Consider the following 14,489-nt stretch of genomic DNA (forward strand, 5'->3'; position numbering starts at 1 on the left):
CCCTCGGCCCGGGAGGCTGGCGGCTGGCGCGCGGTCCCCTTTGCGTCCCCCTTTTAATCCGGCCCGCCACCCCCATATTCTTCATCCTCTTGCCGGTGCTCGCATATGCTTATTCAGGCGGCGCCAGCAGCCAATTGGCCGTTCCTCTACAATCTGGGCGAACGATAAAGACGATCAATAGGATGTATATGGTCCCGCATCTCATCACCGCGCTGAACGGTCCGCTGCTCGAACTGGAAAAAAAGATCCTGGACGCGACGCCGTCCATCGAGCGCTGGTTCAGGCTGGAATGGCAGGAACATACGCCTCCGTTCTACTGTTCGGTGGACCTGCGCAACGCCGGTTTCAAGCTGGCCCCGGTCGATACCAACCTGTTCCCGGGCGGCTTCAACAACCTCGCGCCGGAGATGCTGCCGCTGGCGGTGCAGGCCGCGATGGCCGCGATCGAGAAGATCTGCCCGGACGCCAAGAACCTGCTGCTGATCCCCGAGCGCCACACGCGCAACATGTTCTATCTGCAGAACGTGGCGCGCCTGTCGCTGATCATGCGCCAGGCCGGGCTCAACGTGCGCCTGGGCTCGCTGTCCGAGGACATCACCGAGCCCACCCCGATCGAGCTGCCCGACGGCCAGACGCTGGTGGTCGAGCCGCTGGCGCGCCTGGGCGTGCGCGGGCGCCGGCTGGGCCTGAAGGACTTCGATCCCTGTTCGATCCTGCTCAACAACGATCTCTCGGCCGGCATCCCGCCGATCCTGGAGAATATCAACGAGCAGTACCTGCTGCCGCCGCTGCACGCGGGCTGGTCGACGCGGCGCAAGACCAGCCACTTCGCCGCCTATGACGAGGTGGCCAAGAAGTTCGCCAAGCTGATCGACATCGACCCGTGGATGGTCAACCCGTACTTCGCCAAGTGCTCGGGCATCGATTTCCACGAGCGCGTGGGCGAGGAAGCGCTGGCCGACTCGGTCGAGGCGGTGCTCAAGAAGATCGCCAAGAAGTACCGCGAGTACGGCATCAAGGAAACGCCCTACGTGGTGGTCAAGGCCGACGCGGGCACCTACGGCATGGGCATCATGACCGTGCGCGACCCGTCCGAGGTCAAGGGGCTGAACCGCAAGGAACGCAACAAGATGAGCGTCGTCAAGGAAGGCCTCGAGGTCAACGACGTCATCATCCAGGAAGGCGTGCACACCTTCGAGAAGGTCAACGAGGCGGTGGCCGAGCCGGTGGTGTACATGATCGACCGCTACGTGGTCGGCGGCTTCTACCGCGTGCACACCGGCCGCGGCAACGACGAGAACCTGAACGCGCCGGGCATGCATTTCGTGCCGCTGGCGTTCGCGCCCAACGGCATCCCGGACAGCCATGCCAAGCCGGGCGCGGCGGTGCCGAACCGTTTCTACATGTATGGCGTGGTGGCGCGGCTGGCGCTGCTGGCGGCCTCGCTGGAACTCGAGAAGACCGACCCCAATCCGATTCTGTAAGGCGGCGCCGCCCCCGGGCGGCGCCCCGACGTGCCGCGCGACGCGCGCGGCGATCCTGTCACCCGGGACGAGCCATCATGCGCATTCTGTTTATTACCGACCCGCTGGACACCTTCAAGACCTACAAGGACTCCACCTACGCCATGATGGTGGAGGCGGCCGCGCGCGGCCACACGTTGTTCGTCTGCCTGCAGTCGCAGTTGTCGCTGTCGGCGCACCAGGTCGAGGCGGTCACGAGCCCGCTGCAGCTGACCGGCGACGCCCATGACTGGTACCGCGCCGGCGAGCCGTCGCTGCAGCCGCTGACCGGCTTCGACGCGGTGCTGATGCGCAAGGACCCGCCGTTCGACATGGAATACGTGACCAGCACCTGGCTGCTGGAGCTGGCCGAGTCGCATGGCGCCAACGTGTTCAACAAGCCGCAGGCGGTGCGCGACTTTTCCGAGAAGCTGGCGATCGCCAAGTATCCCCAGTTCATCACGCCGACCCTGGTCACGCGCGATGCCGAGCGCATCCGCGCGTTCCACGCCGAGCACCGCGACGTCATCCTCAAGCCGCTCGACGGCATGGGCGGCATGGGCATCTTCCGCGTCGGCGCGGACGGCCTGAACCTCGGCTCCATCATCGAGACGCTGGGCGAGAATGGCGCGCGCACGCTGATGGCGCAGCGCTACATCCCCGAGATCAAGGACGGCGACAAGCGCATCCTGCTGATCGGCGGCAAGCCGGTGCCGTATGCGCTGGCGCGCATTCCCAAGGACGGCGAGGTGCGCGGCAACCTGGCCGCGGGCGGCACCGGGCGCGCGCAGGAGTTGTCGCGGCGCGACCGCGAGATCGCCGAGGCGCTGGCGCCGGGGCTGTGGCAGCGCGGCCTGCTGCTGGTGGGGCTGGACGCGATCGGCGACTACCTCACCGAAGTCAATGTGACGAGCCCGACCTGCTTCCAGGAAATCACGCAGCAGACCGGCTTCCGGGTGGCCGCCATGTTCATCGACGCGCTGGAGCAGGCGGTGCAGGCCCGCGCGGCCTGAGCGCCCCGCCGGAGGCGGGGCGTCCTGGCCGATTCGCGGGCTGGAGCGCCTGCTACAATCGCGTCAATCCAACGGATTCACCACCATGGCAGGCATCCTGATCATCGCGCACGCCCCGCTGGCTTCGGCATTGCGCGAGTGCGCCGCCCACGTCTACTGCGGCCAGCCGCAGCGGCTCGAAGCGATCGACGTCATGCCCGACGCCGAGCCGGCCGCCGTGCTGGCCGAAGCGCGGCGCCGCCTGGCGGAAATCTGCGAGGACAACGGCGCGCTGGTGCTGACCGACATCTTCGGCGCCACGCCGGCCAACATCGCCGCGCGCCTGGCCGAGCCGGGCCGCGTCAGGGTGCTCGCCGGCGTCAACCTTCCCATGCTGGTGCGCGCCATTTGCTACCGTACCGAGAAGCTCGACCAGCTCGCCCTCAAGGCGCTGGCCGGCGGCTCGCAAGGGGTGCTGCAGGTAGGCTCCACCACCGTCCAGAACCAGATCGCAAATCATCCCGACAAATATGCTGCAGAGGGACACCAACATCATCAATAAGCTCGGGCTGCATGCCCGCGCTTCCGCCAAGCTGACGCAGCTGGCGGGCAGTTTCGTGAGTCAGGTCAAGATGTCGCGCAATGGCCGGCAGGTCGACGCCAAGAGCATCATGGGCGTGATGATGCTGGCCGCCGGCATCGGCTCGACCGTGACCATCGAGACCGACGGGCCCGACGAGCAGGAGGCGATGGACGCGCTGCTGGCGCTGATCGCCAACCGCTTCGGCGAGGGAGAGTAAAGGCCCGAGCGGGACCAGGCGGCGGCAGCGTCCGCCACGGCGCGCCCGGCCGGGGCCGCCTCGCCGCGTTCCGCAACGGCTCCTGAGACTGCTGGCCCTGGCCAGATTTCTTTAAACGTTCCTGACGGAGCGGTACATGCCATTTGCCCTGCACGGCATCCCGGTCTCGCGCGGCGTCGCCATCGGCCGCGCGCATCTGCTGGCGCCTGCCGCGCTCGATGTCTCCCATTACCTGGTCGACGAAGACCGGCTCGACGACGAGGTCGAGCGCCTGCGCTCGGCGCGCGCCGTGGTGCGCGCCGAGCTCGCCGCGCTCAAGCGGGACCTGCCGCGCGAGGCGCCCGAGGAGATGGGCGCCTTTCTCGACGTGCACGCGATGATCCTCGACGACGAGGCGCTCGCGCGCGAGCCCGAGGCGCTGATCCGCAACCGCCGCTACAACGCCGAATGGGCGCTGACCACGCGGCTCGAAGAGCTGATGCGGCAGTTCGACGAAATCGAGGACGAGTACCTGCGCGAGCGCAAGGCGGACATCCGCCAGGTGGTCGAGCGCATTCTCAAGGTGCTGGCCGGCGCGGCCATGCTGGCGCCGGCCCCGGCGCCGCCGTCCTCGCTGGCGCCGGACGGCGAGCCCGCGCCGGGCGTGATCGTGGTCGCGCACGACATCGCGCCGGCCGACATGCTGCAGTTCCGCCATACCGTGTTCCACGGCTTCGTGACCGACCTGGGCGGGCGCACCTCGCATACCGCCATCGTGGCGCGCAGCCTGGACATCCCCGCCGCGGTGGGCGTGCAGAGCGCCAGCGAGCTGATCCGCCAGGACGACTGGGTCATCATCGACGGCGACGCCGGGCTGGTGATCGTGGACCCGTCGGCGATCATCCTCGAGGAATACCGCCACCGCCAGAGCGAGCGCGCGCTGGAGAAGAAGCGCCTGCAGCGCCTGCGCCATACGCCGGCGGTGACGCTGGACGGGCTGGAGATCGACCTGCTGGCCAACATCGAGATGGCCGAGGACGCCAGCGCGGCGCTGGCCGCGGGCGCGGTCGGCGTGGGCCTGTTCCGCTCCGAGTTCCTGTTCATGAACCGGCGCGGCGAGCTGCCCGACGAGGAGGAACAGTTCCAGGCCTACCGCGGCGCCGTGGATGCCATGCACGGGCTGCCCGTCACGATCCGCACCATCGACATCGGTGCCGACAAGCCGCTCGACGGGCGCGACGGCAGGGACGGGCGCGGCGACCGCGGCGATGACTTCGAGACCGCGCTCAACCCGGCGCTGGGCCTGCGCGCGATCCGCTGGTCGCTGTCCGAGCCGACCATGTTCCTGACCCAGTTGCGCGCGCTGCTGCGCGCCTCGGCGTTCGGGCCGGTGCGGCTGCTGATCCCGATGCTGGCGCACGCGCGCGAGATCGACCAGACCCTGGAGCTGATCGCCCAGGCCAAGCGCCAGCTGGCGGCGCGCGGCCAGGCCTTCGACCCCAACCTCAAGGTCGGCGCCATGATCGAGATCCCGGCCGCGGTGCTGATGCTGCCGCTGTTCCTGCGGCGCATGGATTTCCTCTCGATCGGCACCAACGACCTGATCCAGTACACGCTGGCCATCGACCGCGCCGACAACGCCGTGGCGCACCTGTACGACCCGCTGCACCCGGCCGTGCTGCAACTGATCGCGCGCACCATCCGCGAGGCCAACCACGCCGGCGTGCCGGTGGCGGTGTGCGGCGAGATGGCGGGCGACCCGGCCATGACGCGCCTGCTGCTGGGCATGGGCCTGCGCGAGTTCTCGATGCATCCCTCGCAACTGCTGCGGGTCAAGCAGGAAGTCCTCCACGCCGACTGCCAGCGCCTCGAGCGCCTGGTGGGGCAGGTGCTCGAGGCCTACGAGCCGGACGAGCTGGCCTGCGCGCTCAAGCAGCTCTGACAACCCTGTCCGCCTTGGGGTTTTTCTGCCGGATACCACGCCCGCGGGCGCGGTATCCGGCACTTCAAGACAGCGCTGTGACGCCTCCCGCATGCCGGCAACGCCGTCCGAGTGGCGCTTTCCGGGCATGTACCCTTTGTGGCTTAATGGGAATTGTTATCATTTTCGATCTCTGATATTCTGGCGTACATCGCGGGTGACATGCCGGTGTCACCCCTGCCCCAAGGAGGGATTTGTGTACGTTTGCATCTGCAACCAGGTTACCGACCGAGAAATCCATGGCGCCGTGCATCTCGGCGTGGAAACGCTCGACGAACTGGCGGAAACGCTGGGCGTGGGCACCTGCTGCGGGCGCTGCCGCGATTGCGCACAGCAGGTGCTGTGCGAAGGCGTGGCCGCGGTGCGCAGCGTCACGGTCGCCACCATCCAGATGGTGGACATTTCGTCCTGTTCGTCCTCAGGTCCGCGTGCCATAATGGACACTCGGGACCCGGCAGTCGCGAACGACCAGCAAACCGAGCTGGTTGCCTGAACTCGCCCGCAACTTCCAGGTTGCGGGGCGTTTTCCCATTTCCAGACTGCATGCGGCGCATCTTGCGCCGCTTCGCGTTTATGCGGGGTTCCGATGCTACAGGAGCCTCCAAATGAAAGGTGACAAGAAGGTCATCCAACACCTGAACGCGCAGCTCAAGAACGAGCTGACCGCGATCAACCAGTATTTCCTGCACGCCCGCATGTACCGTCACTGGGGCCTGAAGAAGCTCGGCGAGGTGGAATACAAGGAATCCATCGGCGAGATGAAGCACGCCGACCGCCTGATCGAACGCATCCTCATGCTCGACGGCCTGCCCAACCTGCAGGACCTGAACAAGCTGCTGCTCGGCGAAGACACCCCGGAAATGCTCAAGTGCGACCTGAAGCTCGAGCAGGGCGCGCACGCCACGGTCAAGGAAGGCATCGCTTACTGCGAATCGGTGGGCGACTACGTCAGCCGCGAGATCCTGGTCGACATCCTGACCGACACCGAAGAGCACATCGAATACCTGGAAACGCAGATCGACCTGATCGACAAGGTTGGCCTGCCGAACTATCTGCAATCGCAGATGGAGCCGGGCGAACAGTAAGCCTGGCAGTCGGCCGCAAGTTCGCGAGAACGCAGTGGCCGCATCCGCGCGGCGCCGTCCGGTGCTGCCGCCATCCGCCGCGTCCTGGCGGGAATTCCTCTCATTCGGATTCAGATTCCCATTCGAGCTCATGCGAGCCGGATCGAGCGCATTCGCGCCCATCCGGGGCGGGCCGTCCTGCGCGCGCGGGACAGCGGTTGAGGCGAGGCCCTGGCCCCCGCAAATCGTCCCTGGCCGCCAGCCGGATTGCTAGGCGCCGTGCCCGCCGTCGTGCCCGCCGCAGACCTCGCAGTCCGGCGCGCGGGCGAGCCGCATGGTGGTCCACTCCATGCCGAGCGCGTCGACCATCAGCAGGCGCCCGGCCAGGCTGGTGCCGATGCCCGCCAGCAGCTTGAGCGCCTCGGCGACCTGCACGGTGCCGACCATGCCCACCAGCGGCGCGAACACGCCCATGCTGGCGCAGGCGGCTTCCTGCGCGGGCTGCGACGGCGGGAACAGGCAGGCGTAGCACGGCGCGCCGGGCTGGCGCTGGTCGAACACGCTGACCTGCCCGTCGAAGCGCAGCGCGGCGCCGGACACCAGCGGCACGCGGTGCCGCACGCAGGCGCGGTTGACGGCCTGGCGCGTGGCGAAGTTGTCGCTGCAGTCGAGCACCACGTCGGCCCCGGCGACCAGCCGCGCGAGTTCCGGCTCGCCCGCGCGTGCGGCAATCAGCCGCACGTCGATGTCCGGATTGATGCGCAGCATGCCTTCGCGCGCCGACTCCACCTTGGGCCGGCCGACGTTGGCGGTGGTGTGGATCACCTGGCGCTGCAGGTTGGTGAGGTCGACCACGTCGTCGTCCACCACCGTGATGGTGCCGACCCCGGCCGAGGCTAGGTAGGGCAGCGCGGCCGCGCCCAGCCCGCCGGCGCCGATCACCAGCGCGTGGCCGGCCAGCAGCCGGCCTTGTCCTTCGATGCCGAGCTCGTCGAGCAGGATGTGCCGCGAGTAGCGCAGCAGTTGGTCGTCGTTCATGCGTCCTTGCGTCCTTCATGCCTGGCAACGAAAAAGCGGCCCCGCAGGGCCGCTTTTTCCGGTCGGGATCTCAGGGAGTCTTGCCGGTCGGGGTGCCCAGCGGGGTCCCGATCGGCGCGCTCGCCGGCGCCTTGTCCTTGGTGGCGGGCTTGGCCGGCGCGGTGCTCTTGGGCGCGGGCTTGGTGGCCGGCTTGTCGGAGGTCGCCACGGCTTCGAGCCTGGACTTGGAGCGCTTGACCGGCTGGCCTTCGAGCTGGGCGACGGCCTGCTGCAGCATGAAGTCTTCCGCCGAGCCGAACTCGATGGGCTTCTTCTTGCGTTCCTGGTCGCGCTGCTCCGGCGTCTTCTTGGCGTTTTCTTCCTCGAGCCGGCGCAGTTCCTCGACGCGGCGCTGCTCGCGCTCGTTCATCTCCGGCTCTTCCGATTCCTGCTTGTTGTGCAGGTGGCGCTCGGTGTCGATCTCGCGCGTGATCAGCGCGTCGTCGGGATCGCCCTCGGGGTTCTGGTCGACCGGGATGTCCGGGCGGATGCCCTTGGCCTGGATCGACTTGCCGGTCGGCGTGTAGTAGTACGCGATGGTCAGCTTGATGCCGGTGTCGTTGGTCAGCGGGCGCACGGTCTGCACCGAGCCCTTGCCGAAGGTGGTCTTGCCCATGATCAGCGCGCGCTTGTGGTCCTGCAGCGCGCCGGCCACGATCTCGGAAGCCGAGGCCGAGTAGGCGTTGGTCAGCACCACCATCGGGATCTTCTTGTACAGCGCCGGCAGGTCCTTGAGCGGATCGTCCTCGAGCGACGACAGGCGGTAGTTGTTGAAGGTCGCCTTGTAGACGCGCTTGGCGTCCGGCACCTGGCCGTTGGTCGAGACCACGGTCGCGTCGTCGGGCAGGAAGGCCGCGGCCACGCCCACGGCGCCTTGCAGCACGCCGCCGCCGTTGTTGCGCAGGTCGAGGATCACGCCCTTGAGGTTGGGGTTCTTCTTGGCCAGCTCGTCGAGCTTCTTGCCCAGGTCGGCCACGGTGCGTTCCTGGAAGCTGGTCAGGCGCACCCAGGCCAGGCGGTCGTTGTCGATCAGCTTGGCCTTGACCGACTGCACGCGGATCTCGGCGCGCGTGATCGAGACCGGGAAGGTGCGCTCGTCGCTCTTGCGGTAGATGGTCAGCGTGACCTTGGTGCCCGGCTCGCCGCGCATGCGCTTGACCGCCTGCTCCAGCGGCAGGCCGCGCACGGGCTTGTCGTCGATGCGGGTGATCAGGTCGCCCGGCTGGATGCCGGCGCGGAAGGCGGGGGTGTCCTCGATCGGGTTGATGACCTTGACCAGGCCTTCTTCCTGCGAGATCTCGATGCCCAGGCCGGCGAAGCGCCCGCGCGTGCCTTCCTGCAGTTCCTTGAAGTCCTTTTCGTCCAGGTAGGCCGAATGCGGGTCGAGGCTGGCGACCATGCCCTTGATGGCTTCGGTCAGCAGCTTCTTGTCGTCGACCGGCTCCACGTACTCGCGCTTGATCTGGCCGAAGATGTCCGCCATCAGGCGCAACTGCTCCAGCGGCAGCGGCCCGGACGAATTCTGCGCCGTGGCCGAGAGTTGCATGGTAGCCAGCACGCCGGCGACGAGTCCGGCAGTAACAAGACTGATGTTCTTGAGCGTCTTACGCATGAGGGCTGCCTGAACGTGTGAGGAAAATGCGGTGTCGGACCCGGCCTGGTGCGTCACACCGGCCGGTTGTGTCCGACAGTATAAGAGGGAGTGGAAAAAAAGGCCTGACCCGCTGCGAGCCAAGGCCGGGCAGCGCGCGGCGGCGCGCGCCCGGCCCTGGCCTCAGCGTGCCTTGCCCTGGCTGGCCACGGCGGCCAGCGATGCGGCGATCGCTTCCTGGTCGCCCAGGTAGTAATGGCGCAGCGGACGCAGTTCGGCGTCGAGCTCGTACACGAGCGGGGTGCCATTGGGAATGTTGATGCCAACGATGTCGTCATCCGAAACCTGGTCCAGGTACTTCACCAGCGCGCGGATGCTGTTGCCATGAGCGGCAATCACCACGCGCTTCCCGGATTTGATGTCAGGTGCAATGAATTCGTTCCATAGCGGCAGCACGCGGGCCACCGTGTCCTTCAGGCATTCCGTGAGCGGGATCTGCTCGCGCGGCACGCCGGCGTAGCGCGGGTCGTCGTATGAGGCACGCGGATCGTCCTGCGCCAGCGCGGGCGGCGGGGTGTCGTAGCTGCGGCGCCAGACCAGCACCTGCTGGTCGCCGAACTTGGCGGCGGTCTCGGCCTTGTTGAGGCCGGACAGCGCGCCGTAGTGGCGCTCGTTCAGGCGCCACTCGTTGCGCACCGGGATCCACATCTGGTCCATCTCGTCCTGCACGTGCCACAGCGTGCGGATGGCCCGCTTGAGCACGGAGGTATAGGCTACGTCGAAGGCGAAGCCGCCCTCGCGCAGCAGCTTGCCGGCCTGCTTGGCCTGCGCCACGCCGGTGTCGGTCAGGTCGACGTCGACCCAGCCGGTGAAGCGGTTTTCGAGATTCCAGGTGGATTCGCCGTGACGAATGAGAACGAGTTTGTACATGCTGCTTCCAAAGCGTGAGAAACCGGTGCGCGCCATGTCACTCGCTCCGTTCATGTGTCAAGTAGGAGACAATGCCGGCTCGCGGGCGCGAAACCGTCTATTTTATAATGCCGCCGACTCAACCCACCGGAATGCCAACGTGAATTTCTTCGCCGACTACAACAACCTTGCCCTGATCGCCATCGCCGTGGTGTCGGGCGGCCTGCTGGCCTGGCCCGTCATCTCGCGCGGCTCCCTGGGCGGCAAGTCGGTCAACCCGGCTGGCGCGACGCAGCTGATCAACAGGCGCAACGCGGTGGTGGTGGACATCCGCGAGGCCGCCGAATACGCCAAGGGCCACCTGCCGCAGGCCAAGAGCGCGCCGCTCGCCGACCTGGCCAGCCGCGCCGCCGGCCTTGCAAAGGACAAGTCCGTACCCATCATCGTGGTGTGCCAGACCGGCCAGCGCTCGGGCAAGGGCCAAGCAGCGCTGAAGGAAGCCGGTTACAGTGAGGTCTATTCGCTCGAAGGCGGCCTGGCCGCATGGCAGCAAGCCGGCTTGCCGGTGGTCAAGTAAGACGCGCGCCGGGCGCGGCAGGGTGCCGGGCCGGCTGTCCCGCCGGCCGCCCCGAGCCGCGCCAGTTTCTAGTCTCAAGGAGAACCGCATGGCCCGCGTTGTGATGTACAGCACGGTAGTTTGCCCGTATTGCCAGATGGCCGAGCGCCTTCTGAAGGCCAAGGGCGTGGAGTCGATCGAGAAGATCCTGATCGACCGCGAACCCGGCAAGCGTGAAGAAATGATGACCCGCACCGGCCGCCGCACGGTGCCGCAGATCTACATCGACGAGACCCACGTGGGCGGTTTCGACGACCTCTCGGCGCTCGACCGCAAGGGCGGCCTGGTGCCGCTGCTGGCGGCCTGAGGCAAATTCCTAGCCGCGATGCGGGTGAATTCGCCACCCGCGTCATGTACCATATGCGTTTTCGTGCGACACGCACTATCGTGTCCGGGTAGCTCCAACGTAAGGAGCATCGACCTTTGTTGAGACAAGGGGAAGGCCTCGGCCAGAACCGTCCAATCTCAACCATCTCTTGCTTTGACAAGCCCAGCCGCAAGGCCGGGGCGAGTCCATGTGTTGTGGGAAGGCCAACGTATCGGCTAACTCTCAGCTTGCTATTTGCTGGATGGATTTCCAGCCATTGCCCAAAGGCGGGGACGCTTGCCTTTGGGCAGATGTCTTTGCGGTACGCACCCTCTCCGGAGGATGCGGGTGGAGATGCAACTTCTGTTTCGTTGCCTGTCTGCTACATAGCATTTAAACCGACCCATCAGGGTCGGCGCTACGTTCTTTGGGACGAGGGCATGCGCTCGAAAGAGACCGCCGTCGTCAAGCGCTCGCTGGTAAAGGAGCACATGAAGTAAGGAAGTGAGGTCCCGGAGCGGAAGCTCTGCGCGTTATGGTTCGGTCGGACTCACCCGCGAGGGTGTTCTGATAGAGAACCTGCTATGCGACTAGCAGTAGCCTAGGGAGACATGCGTCACTGGTAACGGTGGGGTGTGAAGCTCTCCTGACAATGTAGCCCCCGCAAGGGTGTCCATCCTCTGTGAGGACGGTGGGCAGAGACTCCCAGCAGCAATGGGGTCGAGGAGCTAGGCTGGCTGGTATGGGTAATGTAAGTGAACTGCTGGTAAACGCCGTGAATATGACGGTGCCAAAGCTGCTGATAGGCATCAACCAAAAGGTACGTGGTCGGATATTCCGCTGGAAACTCGGAATACGTCGTCATCAGACCACCGGCGAAGAGGCAGGCCCTAACCCAGTCGTGTAACGCGCGGGGAACGTGGTAAGCCCGTATGGCTGCCGGAGCGCAGTTTGGCTCAGGCAGGCGAACCGCAAGGGACGCTGTCGGCTGTGCGGGTATGGGAGGTTGGAGAAAGCGAATGCCGGGCTGTAATGGTCCGGATAGGGGTTGAAACATCATCCCACGCGAAAGCGGGCAGACTTCCAACTGGTCTTTCGTCGCAAGACGGCTGACTGAACTCGCTTGTTTAATTTTCTTCCCTTGAGGGGCAATGTGTCCCTCAAGGGGCATGTTGTCTCTGCTGTTTGGGGAAGTCCTCAAGATAGGAGAGCAGCATGGAAGCATTGATCCGCAAGGATGAATCTGCGCCCTCCGGCATTCCAGAGCGATGGGGCGACATTAATTGGCGCCGCGTCGAACGGAATGTTCGAGCAATGCAGATTCGAATTGCGAAGGCGACACAGGAAGGGGACTGGCGCAGGGTGAAAGCCTTGCAACGGTCTCTGACCCGCTCGTTCTCCGCCAAAGCATCGGCGGTAAGACGGGTGACGGAGAACCAAGGGAAACGGACGGCTGGCGTCGACCGTGAACTGTGGGACTCGCCTGAAGTCCGGTGGGCAGCCATCGGACGGTTGAAGCGCCGGGGGTATCGGCCCATGCCATTACGGAGGGTTTACATCCCCAAATCTAGCGGGAAGGAGCGCCCCCTGGGCATTCCGACCATGTTGGATCGGGCCATGCAAGCGTTGTATCTGCTGGCGCTGGAACCGGTGTCCGAAGGAACGAGCGATCCGAACTCTTATGGGTTTCGGAGCAATCGCTCCACTGCGGATGCCATGTCTCAGCTATTCGTCAACCTGTCCAGAAAGGTCTCGGCCCAATGGATTCTGGAAGCGGATATTAAAGGCTGCTTTGACCATATCAGCCATGACTGGCTGGAGCGCAATGTCCGGATGGACAAAGTGATCCTGCGGAAATGGCTGAAGGCTGGCGTGGTATTTCAGGGCCAGCTTCAGGCGACCGAAGCCGGAACGCCACAGGGGGGCATCATTTCCCCGACTCTGGCAAACGTGGCACTGAACGGGTTGGAACGACAACTGATAGAGTCCCTTCGGACAAAATTGGGGGTTAACAATCTGCGAAAGCTCAAGGTCAATGTTGTACGGTACGCGGATGACTTCGTGATCACTGGCTGTACGCCGGAGGTATTAGAAAACGAGGTGAAGCCGTGGGTAGAGCAATTCCTGGCAGTACGGGGGTTGACACTATCGACGGAGAAAACGCGGATTGTCAATGTCGCTGACGGCTTCGATTTCCTAGGGTGGAATTTCCGGAAATACTCGGAAACGCTGCTCATCAAACCGAGCAAGAAAAACGTGCAAACGTTCTATCGCAAGGTGAAGGAGACCGTTAGTGCCAACAAGGCGGTGACGCAGGAGGATCTCATCCGATTGCTGAACCCGATGCTAAGAGGCTGGGCGCAGTATCACAGCCCAGTGGTTGCGAAAGCGGCGTTTACACGTGTGGAGCGCGATGTATTTAGGGCTCTATGGCGGTGGGCGAAACGGCGGCATCGAGGGAAGAACGCTGAATGGGTGCGACGGAAGTATTTCGGCTCAATCGGTGAACGGAACTGGGTGTTTGGTACTCGCATCGCGGAAAGCAATGGCAGTAGCTACTGGTTGGAGCTGTACTCACTCGCGAGTACGCCTATCCGGCGGCACAAGAAGATTCGAGGGGATTACCATCCTTTCGATCCAGCGCAGGAACGGTATGGCGAGACATTGCGGCAGGAACGCATGCTGGAAAGCATGTTGCACCGAAAGCAATGGATCAAACTGTATATGTCCCAGCGGGGCTTGTGCGCGGTGTGTGAAGGCAAGATTACCAAGGAGACGGGATGGGAAGACCATCACATCGAGTACCGTACTCACGGAGGCTCAGATGCTCTAGGGAATCGTGTGCTGCTACATCCGGACTGCCATAAGCAAGTACATCACTACGGTAAAACTGTTGTGAAACCGGTGTTCGATTGAACATTTTGTAAAAGGCTTGAGCCGCATGCGGGGAAACTCGCACGTGTGGTTCTTAGGGGGGAGTATGGCCAGCAATGGTATACTCCTACCCTCCCAACCGGGTGCCGACCCGGGTCGCCAGCCTGGGCCTTAGCCGCCCGCGGGGCTCGCGGCCGCGGTATCTGGCGTCCAATGCCCATTCCCGGAAGCCTTTCATGAGCGACCAGCAAAACAATCAGCAGGAAGACCAGCCGTTCTTCAACATCCAGCGCGTGTACCTGAAGGACATGTCGCTCGAACAGCCGAACTCGCCCGCCATCTTCCTCGAGACCGAAGCGCCGGCCGTGGAAGTCCAGGTGAACGTGGGTGCCACCCAACTGCAGGAAGGCATCTTCGAAGTGGTCGTGACCGGCACCGTGACCACCAAGGTGCAGGACAAGGTCGCCTTCCTGGTCGAAGCGCACCAGGCCGGCATCTTCGACATCCGCAACGTGCCGGTGGAGCAGCTCGACCCGCTGCTGGGCATCGCCTGCCCGACCATCCTCTACCCGTACCTGCGCGGCAACATCGCCGACGTGATCACGCGCGCCGGCTTCCAGGCCATCCACCTGTCGGAAATCAACTTCCAGGCGCTCTACGAGCAACGCCTGCAGGCGGCCATGCAGGAAGCCGAAGCGGCCCAGGGCGGCAACAGCGGCATCGTGATGCCCGACGGCAGCCAGGCCCGCCACTGATCCTCGGATCCTGGCGCGGCATGCGGTAAAGACGGGGCCACG

General features: G+C 65.0%; 14 protein-coding genes. 11 read left to right on the forward strand and 3 right to left on the reverse strand.

All coding sequences use genetic code 11. From position 1 onward, the window contains the following. Positions 1 to 188 precede the first annotated feature (188 nt). The 7 genes from gshA (at position 189) to bfr (ending at position 6,339) form a co-directional block, all read left to right on the forward strand. Positions 189 to 1,484, forward strand: a complete 1,296-nt coding sequence (gshA, locus tag ACWTPI_RS01935; protein ID WP_029043517.1) for a glutamate--cysteine ligase — start codon at positions 189 to 191, stop codon at positions 1,482 to 1,484. Between the two features lie 77 nt (positions 1,485 to 1,561). Continuing rightward, entirely contained in the window at positions 1,562 to 2,515 is a 954-nt protein-coding gene (gshB, locus tag ACWTPI_RS01940) for a glutathione synthase (RefSeq protein ID WP_454730848.1), read from the forward strand. Positions 2,516 to 2,600: 85 nt separating this feature from the next. After that, positions 2,601 to 3,056: a PTS sugar transporter subunit IIA gene (locus ACWTPI_RS01945; RefSeq protein WP_020202612.1), complete on the forward strand. Its 456-nt coding sequence runs from the start codon at positions 2,601 to 2,603 to the stop codon at positions 3,054 to 3,056. After that, positions 3,025 to 3,294 (forward strand): HPr family phosphocarrier protein, encoded by a 270-nt coding sequence (locus ACWTPI_RS01950; protein WP_020202613.1) that lies wholly within the window; start codon positions 3,025 to 3,027, stop codon positions 3,292 to 3,294. The genes ACWTPI_RS01945 and ACWTPI_RS01950 overlap by 32 nt, the downstream gene beginning before the upstream one ends. A gap of 136 nt (positions 3,295 to 3,430) precedes the next feature. Continuing rightward, entirely contained in the window at positions 3,431 to 5,215 is a 1,785-nt protein-coding gene (gene ptsP / locus ACWTPI_RS01955) for a phosphoenolpyruvate--protein phosphotransferase (protein WP_020202614.1), read from the forward strand. 235 nt (positions 5,216 to 5,450) lie between these two features. Further along, a complete protein-coding gene (locus ACWTPI_RS01960) occupies positions 5,451 to 5,747 on the forward strand; it encodes a (2Fe-2S)-binding protein (RefSeq protein ID WP_020202615.1) in 297 nt (98 codons plus the stop codon). Positions 5,748 to 5,859: 112 nt separating this feature from the next. After that, positions 5,860 to 6,339 carry a bacterioferritin gene (bfr, locus tag ACWTPI_RS01965; RefSeq protein ID WP_020202616.1) on the forward strand — a complete coding sequence of 160 codons (480 nt, stop codon included), beginning with the start codon at positions 5,860 to 5,862 and terminating at the stop codon, positions 6,337 to 6,339. A 249-nt stretch (positions 6,340 to 6,588) separates the two neighbouring features. On the opposite strand, the gene ACWTPI_RS01970 is transcribed toward bfr, so the two are convergent. The 3 genes from ACWTPI_RS01970 to gpmA all read right to left on the reverse strand — a co-directional run bounded on the left by ACWTPI_RS01970 (position 6,589) and on the right by gpmA (position 9,916). After that, positions 6,589 to 7,356 (reverse strand): HesA/MoeB/ThiF family protein, encoded by a 768-nt coding sequence (locus tag ACWTPI_RS01970; protein WP_454730849.1) that lies wholly within the window; start codon positions 7,354 to 7,356, stop codon positions 6,589 to 6,591. Positions 7,357 to 7,426: 70 nt separating this feature from the next. After that, complete coding sequence (locus tag ACWTPI_RS01975; RefSeq protein ID WP_454730850.1) at positions 7,427 to 9,007, reverse strand: S41 family peptidase; 1,581 nt, start codon at positions 9,005 to 9,007, stop codon at positions 7,427 to 7,429. 162 nt (positions 9,008 to 9,169) lie between these two features. Continuing rightward, a complete protein-coding gene (gene gpmA, locus ACWTPI_RS01980; protein WP_059410392.1) occupies positions 9,170 to 9,916 on the reverse strand; it encodes a 2,3-diphosphoglycerate-dependent phosphoglycerate mutase in 747 nt (248 codons plus the stop codon). A gap of 139 nt (positions 9,917 to 10,055) precedes the next feature. Here gpmA and ACWTPI_RS01985 point away from each other — a divergent pair, with 139 nt between their 5' ends. The 4 genes from ACWTPI_RS01985 (at position 10,056) to secB (ending at position 14,447) form a co-directional block, all read left to right on the forward strand. Further along, positions 10,056 to 10,472: a rhodanese-like domain-containing protein gene (locus ACWTPI_RS01985; protein WP_020202620.1), complete on the forward strand. Its 417-nt coding sequence runs from the start codon at positions 10,056 to 10,058 to the stop codon at positions 10,470 to 10,472. A gap of 88 nt (positions 10,473 to 10,560) precedes the next feature. Next, positions 10,561 to 10,818: a glutaredoxin 3 gene (gene grxC / locus ACWTPI_RS01990; protein ID WP_020423754.1), complete on the forward strand. Its 258-nt coding sequence runs from the start codon at positions 10,561 to 10,563 to the stop codon at positions 10,816 to 10,818. A gap of 1,215 nt (positions 10,819 to 12,033) precedes the next feature. After that, positions 12,034 to 13,734 carry a group II intron reverse transcriptase/maturase gene (gene ltrA, locus ACWTPI_RS01995; RefSeq protein ID WP_454730851.1) on the forward strand — a complete coding sequence of 567 codons (1,701 nt, stop codon included), beginning with the start codon at positions 12,034 to 12,036 and terminating at the stop codon, positions 13,732 to 13,734. A 194-nt stretch (positions 13,735 to 13,928) separates the two neighbouring features. Then, positions 13,929 to 14,447, forward strand: coding sequence for a protein-export chaperone SecB (gene secB, locus ACWTPI_RS02000; protein ID WP_020202622.1), 519 nt, complete (start codon positions 13,929 to 13,931; stop codon positions 14,445 to 14,447). Positions 14,448 to 14,489: the final 42 nt, after the last annotated feature.

The organism is Cupriavidus ulmosensis, from assembly GCF_977008105.1.

What these genes read in the sequence shown, in the direction of transcription:
- ptsP (WP_020202614.1), top strand. Translation starts at nt 3,431, where the DNA reads ATGCCATTTGCCCTGCACGGCATCCCGGTCTCGCGCGGCGTCGCCATC.
- secB (WP_020202622.1), top strand. Translation starts at nt 13,929, where the DNA reads ATGAGCGACCAGCAAAACAATCAGCAGGAAGACCAGCCGTTCTTCAAC.
- ltrA (WP_454730851.1), top strand. Translation starts at nt 12,034, where the DNA reads ATGGAAGCATTGATCCGCAAGGATGAATCTGCGCCCTCCGGCATTCCA.
- grxC (WP_020423754.1), top strand. Translation starts at nt 10,561, where the DNA reads ATGGCCCGCGTTGTGATGTACAGCACGGTAGTTTGCCCGTATTGCCAG.
- bfr (WP_020202616.1), top strand. Translation starts at nt 5,860, where the DNA reads ATGAAAGGTGACAAGAAGGTCATCCAACACCTGAACGCGCAGCTCAAG.
- ACWTPI_RS01970 (WP_454730849.1), bottom strand. Translation starts at nt 7,356, where the DNA reads ATGAACGACGACCAACTGCTGCGCTACTCGCGGCACATCCTGCTCGAC.
- ACWTPI_RS01950 (WP_020202613.1), top strand. Translation starts at nt 3,025, where the DNA reads ATGCTGCAGAGGGACACCAACATCATCAATAAGCTCGGGCTGCATGCC.
- gshA (WP_029043517.1), top strand. Translation starts at nt 189, where the DNA reads ATGGTCCCGCATCTCATCACCGCGCTGAACGGTCCGCTGCTCGAACTG.
- ACWTPI_RS01945 (WP_020202612.1), top strand. Translation starts at nt 2,601, where the DNA reads ATGGCAGGCATCCTGATCATCGCGCACGCCCCGCTGGCTTCGGCATTG.
- ACWTPI_RS01975 (WP_454730850.1), bottom strand. Translation starts at nt 9,007, where the DNA reads ATGCGTAAGACGCTCAAGAACATCAGTCTTGTTACTGCCGGACTCGTC.
- gpmA (WP_059410392.1), bottom strand. Translation starts at nt 9,916, where the DNA reads ATGTACAAACTCGTTCTCATTCGTCACGGCGAATCCACCTGGAATCTC.
- gshB (WP_454730848.1), top strand. Translation starts at nt 1,562, where the DNA reads ATGCGCATTCTGTTTATTACCGACCCGCTGGACACCTTCAAGACCTAC.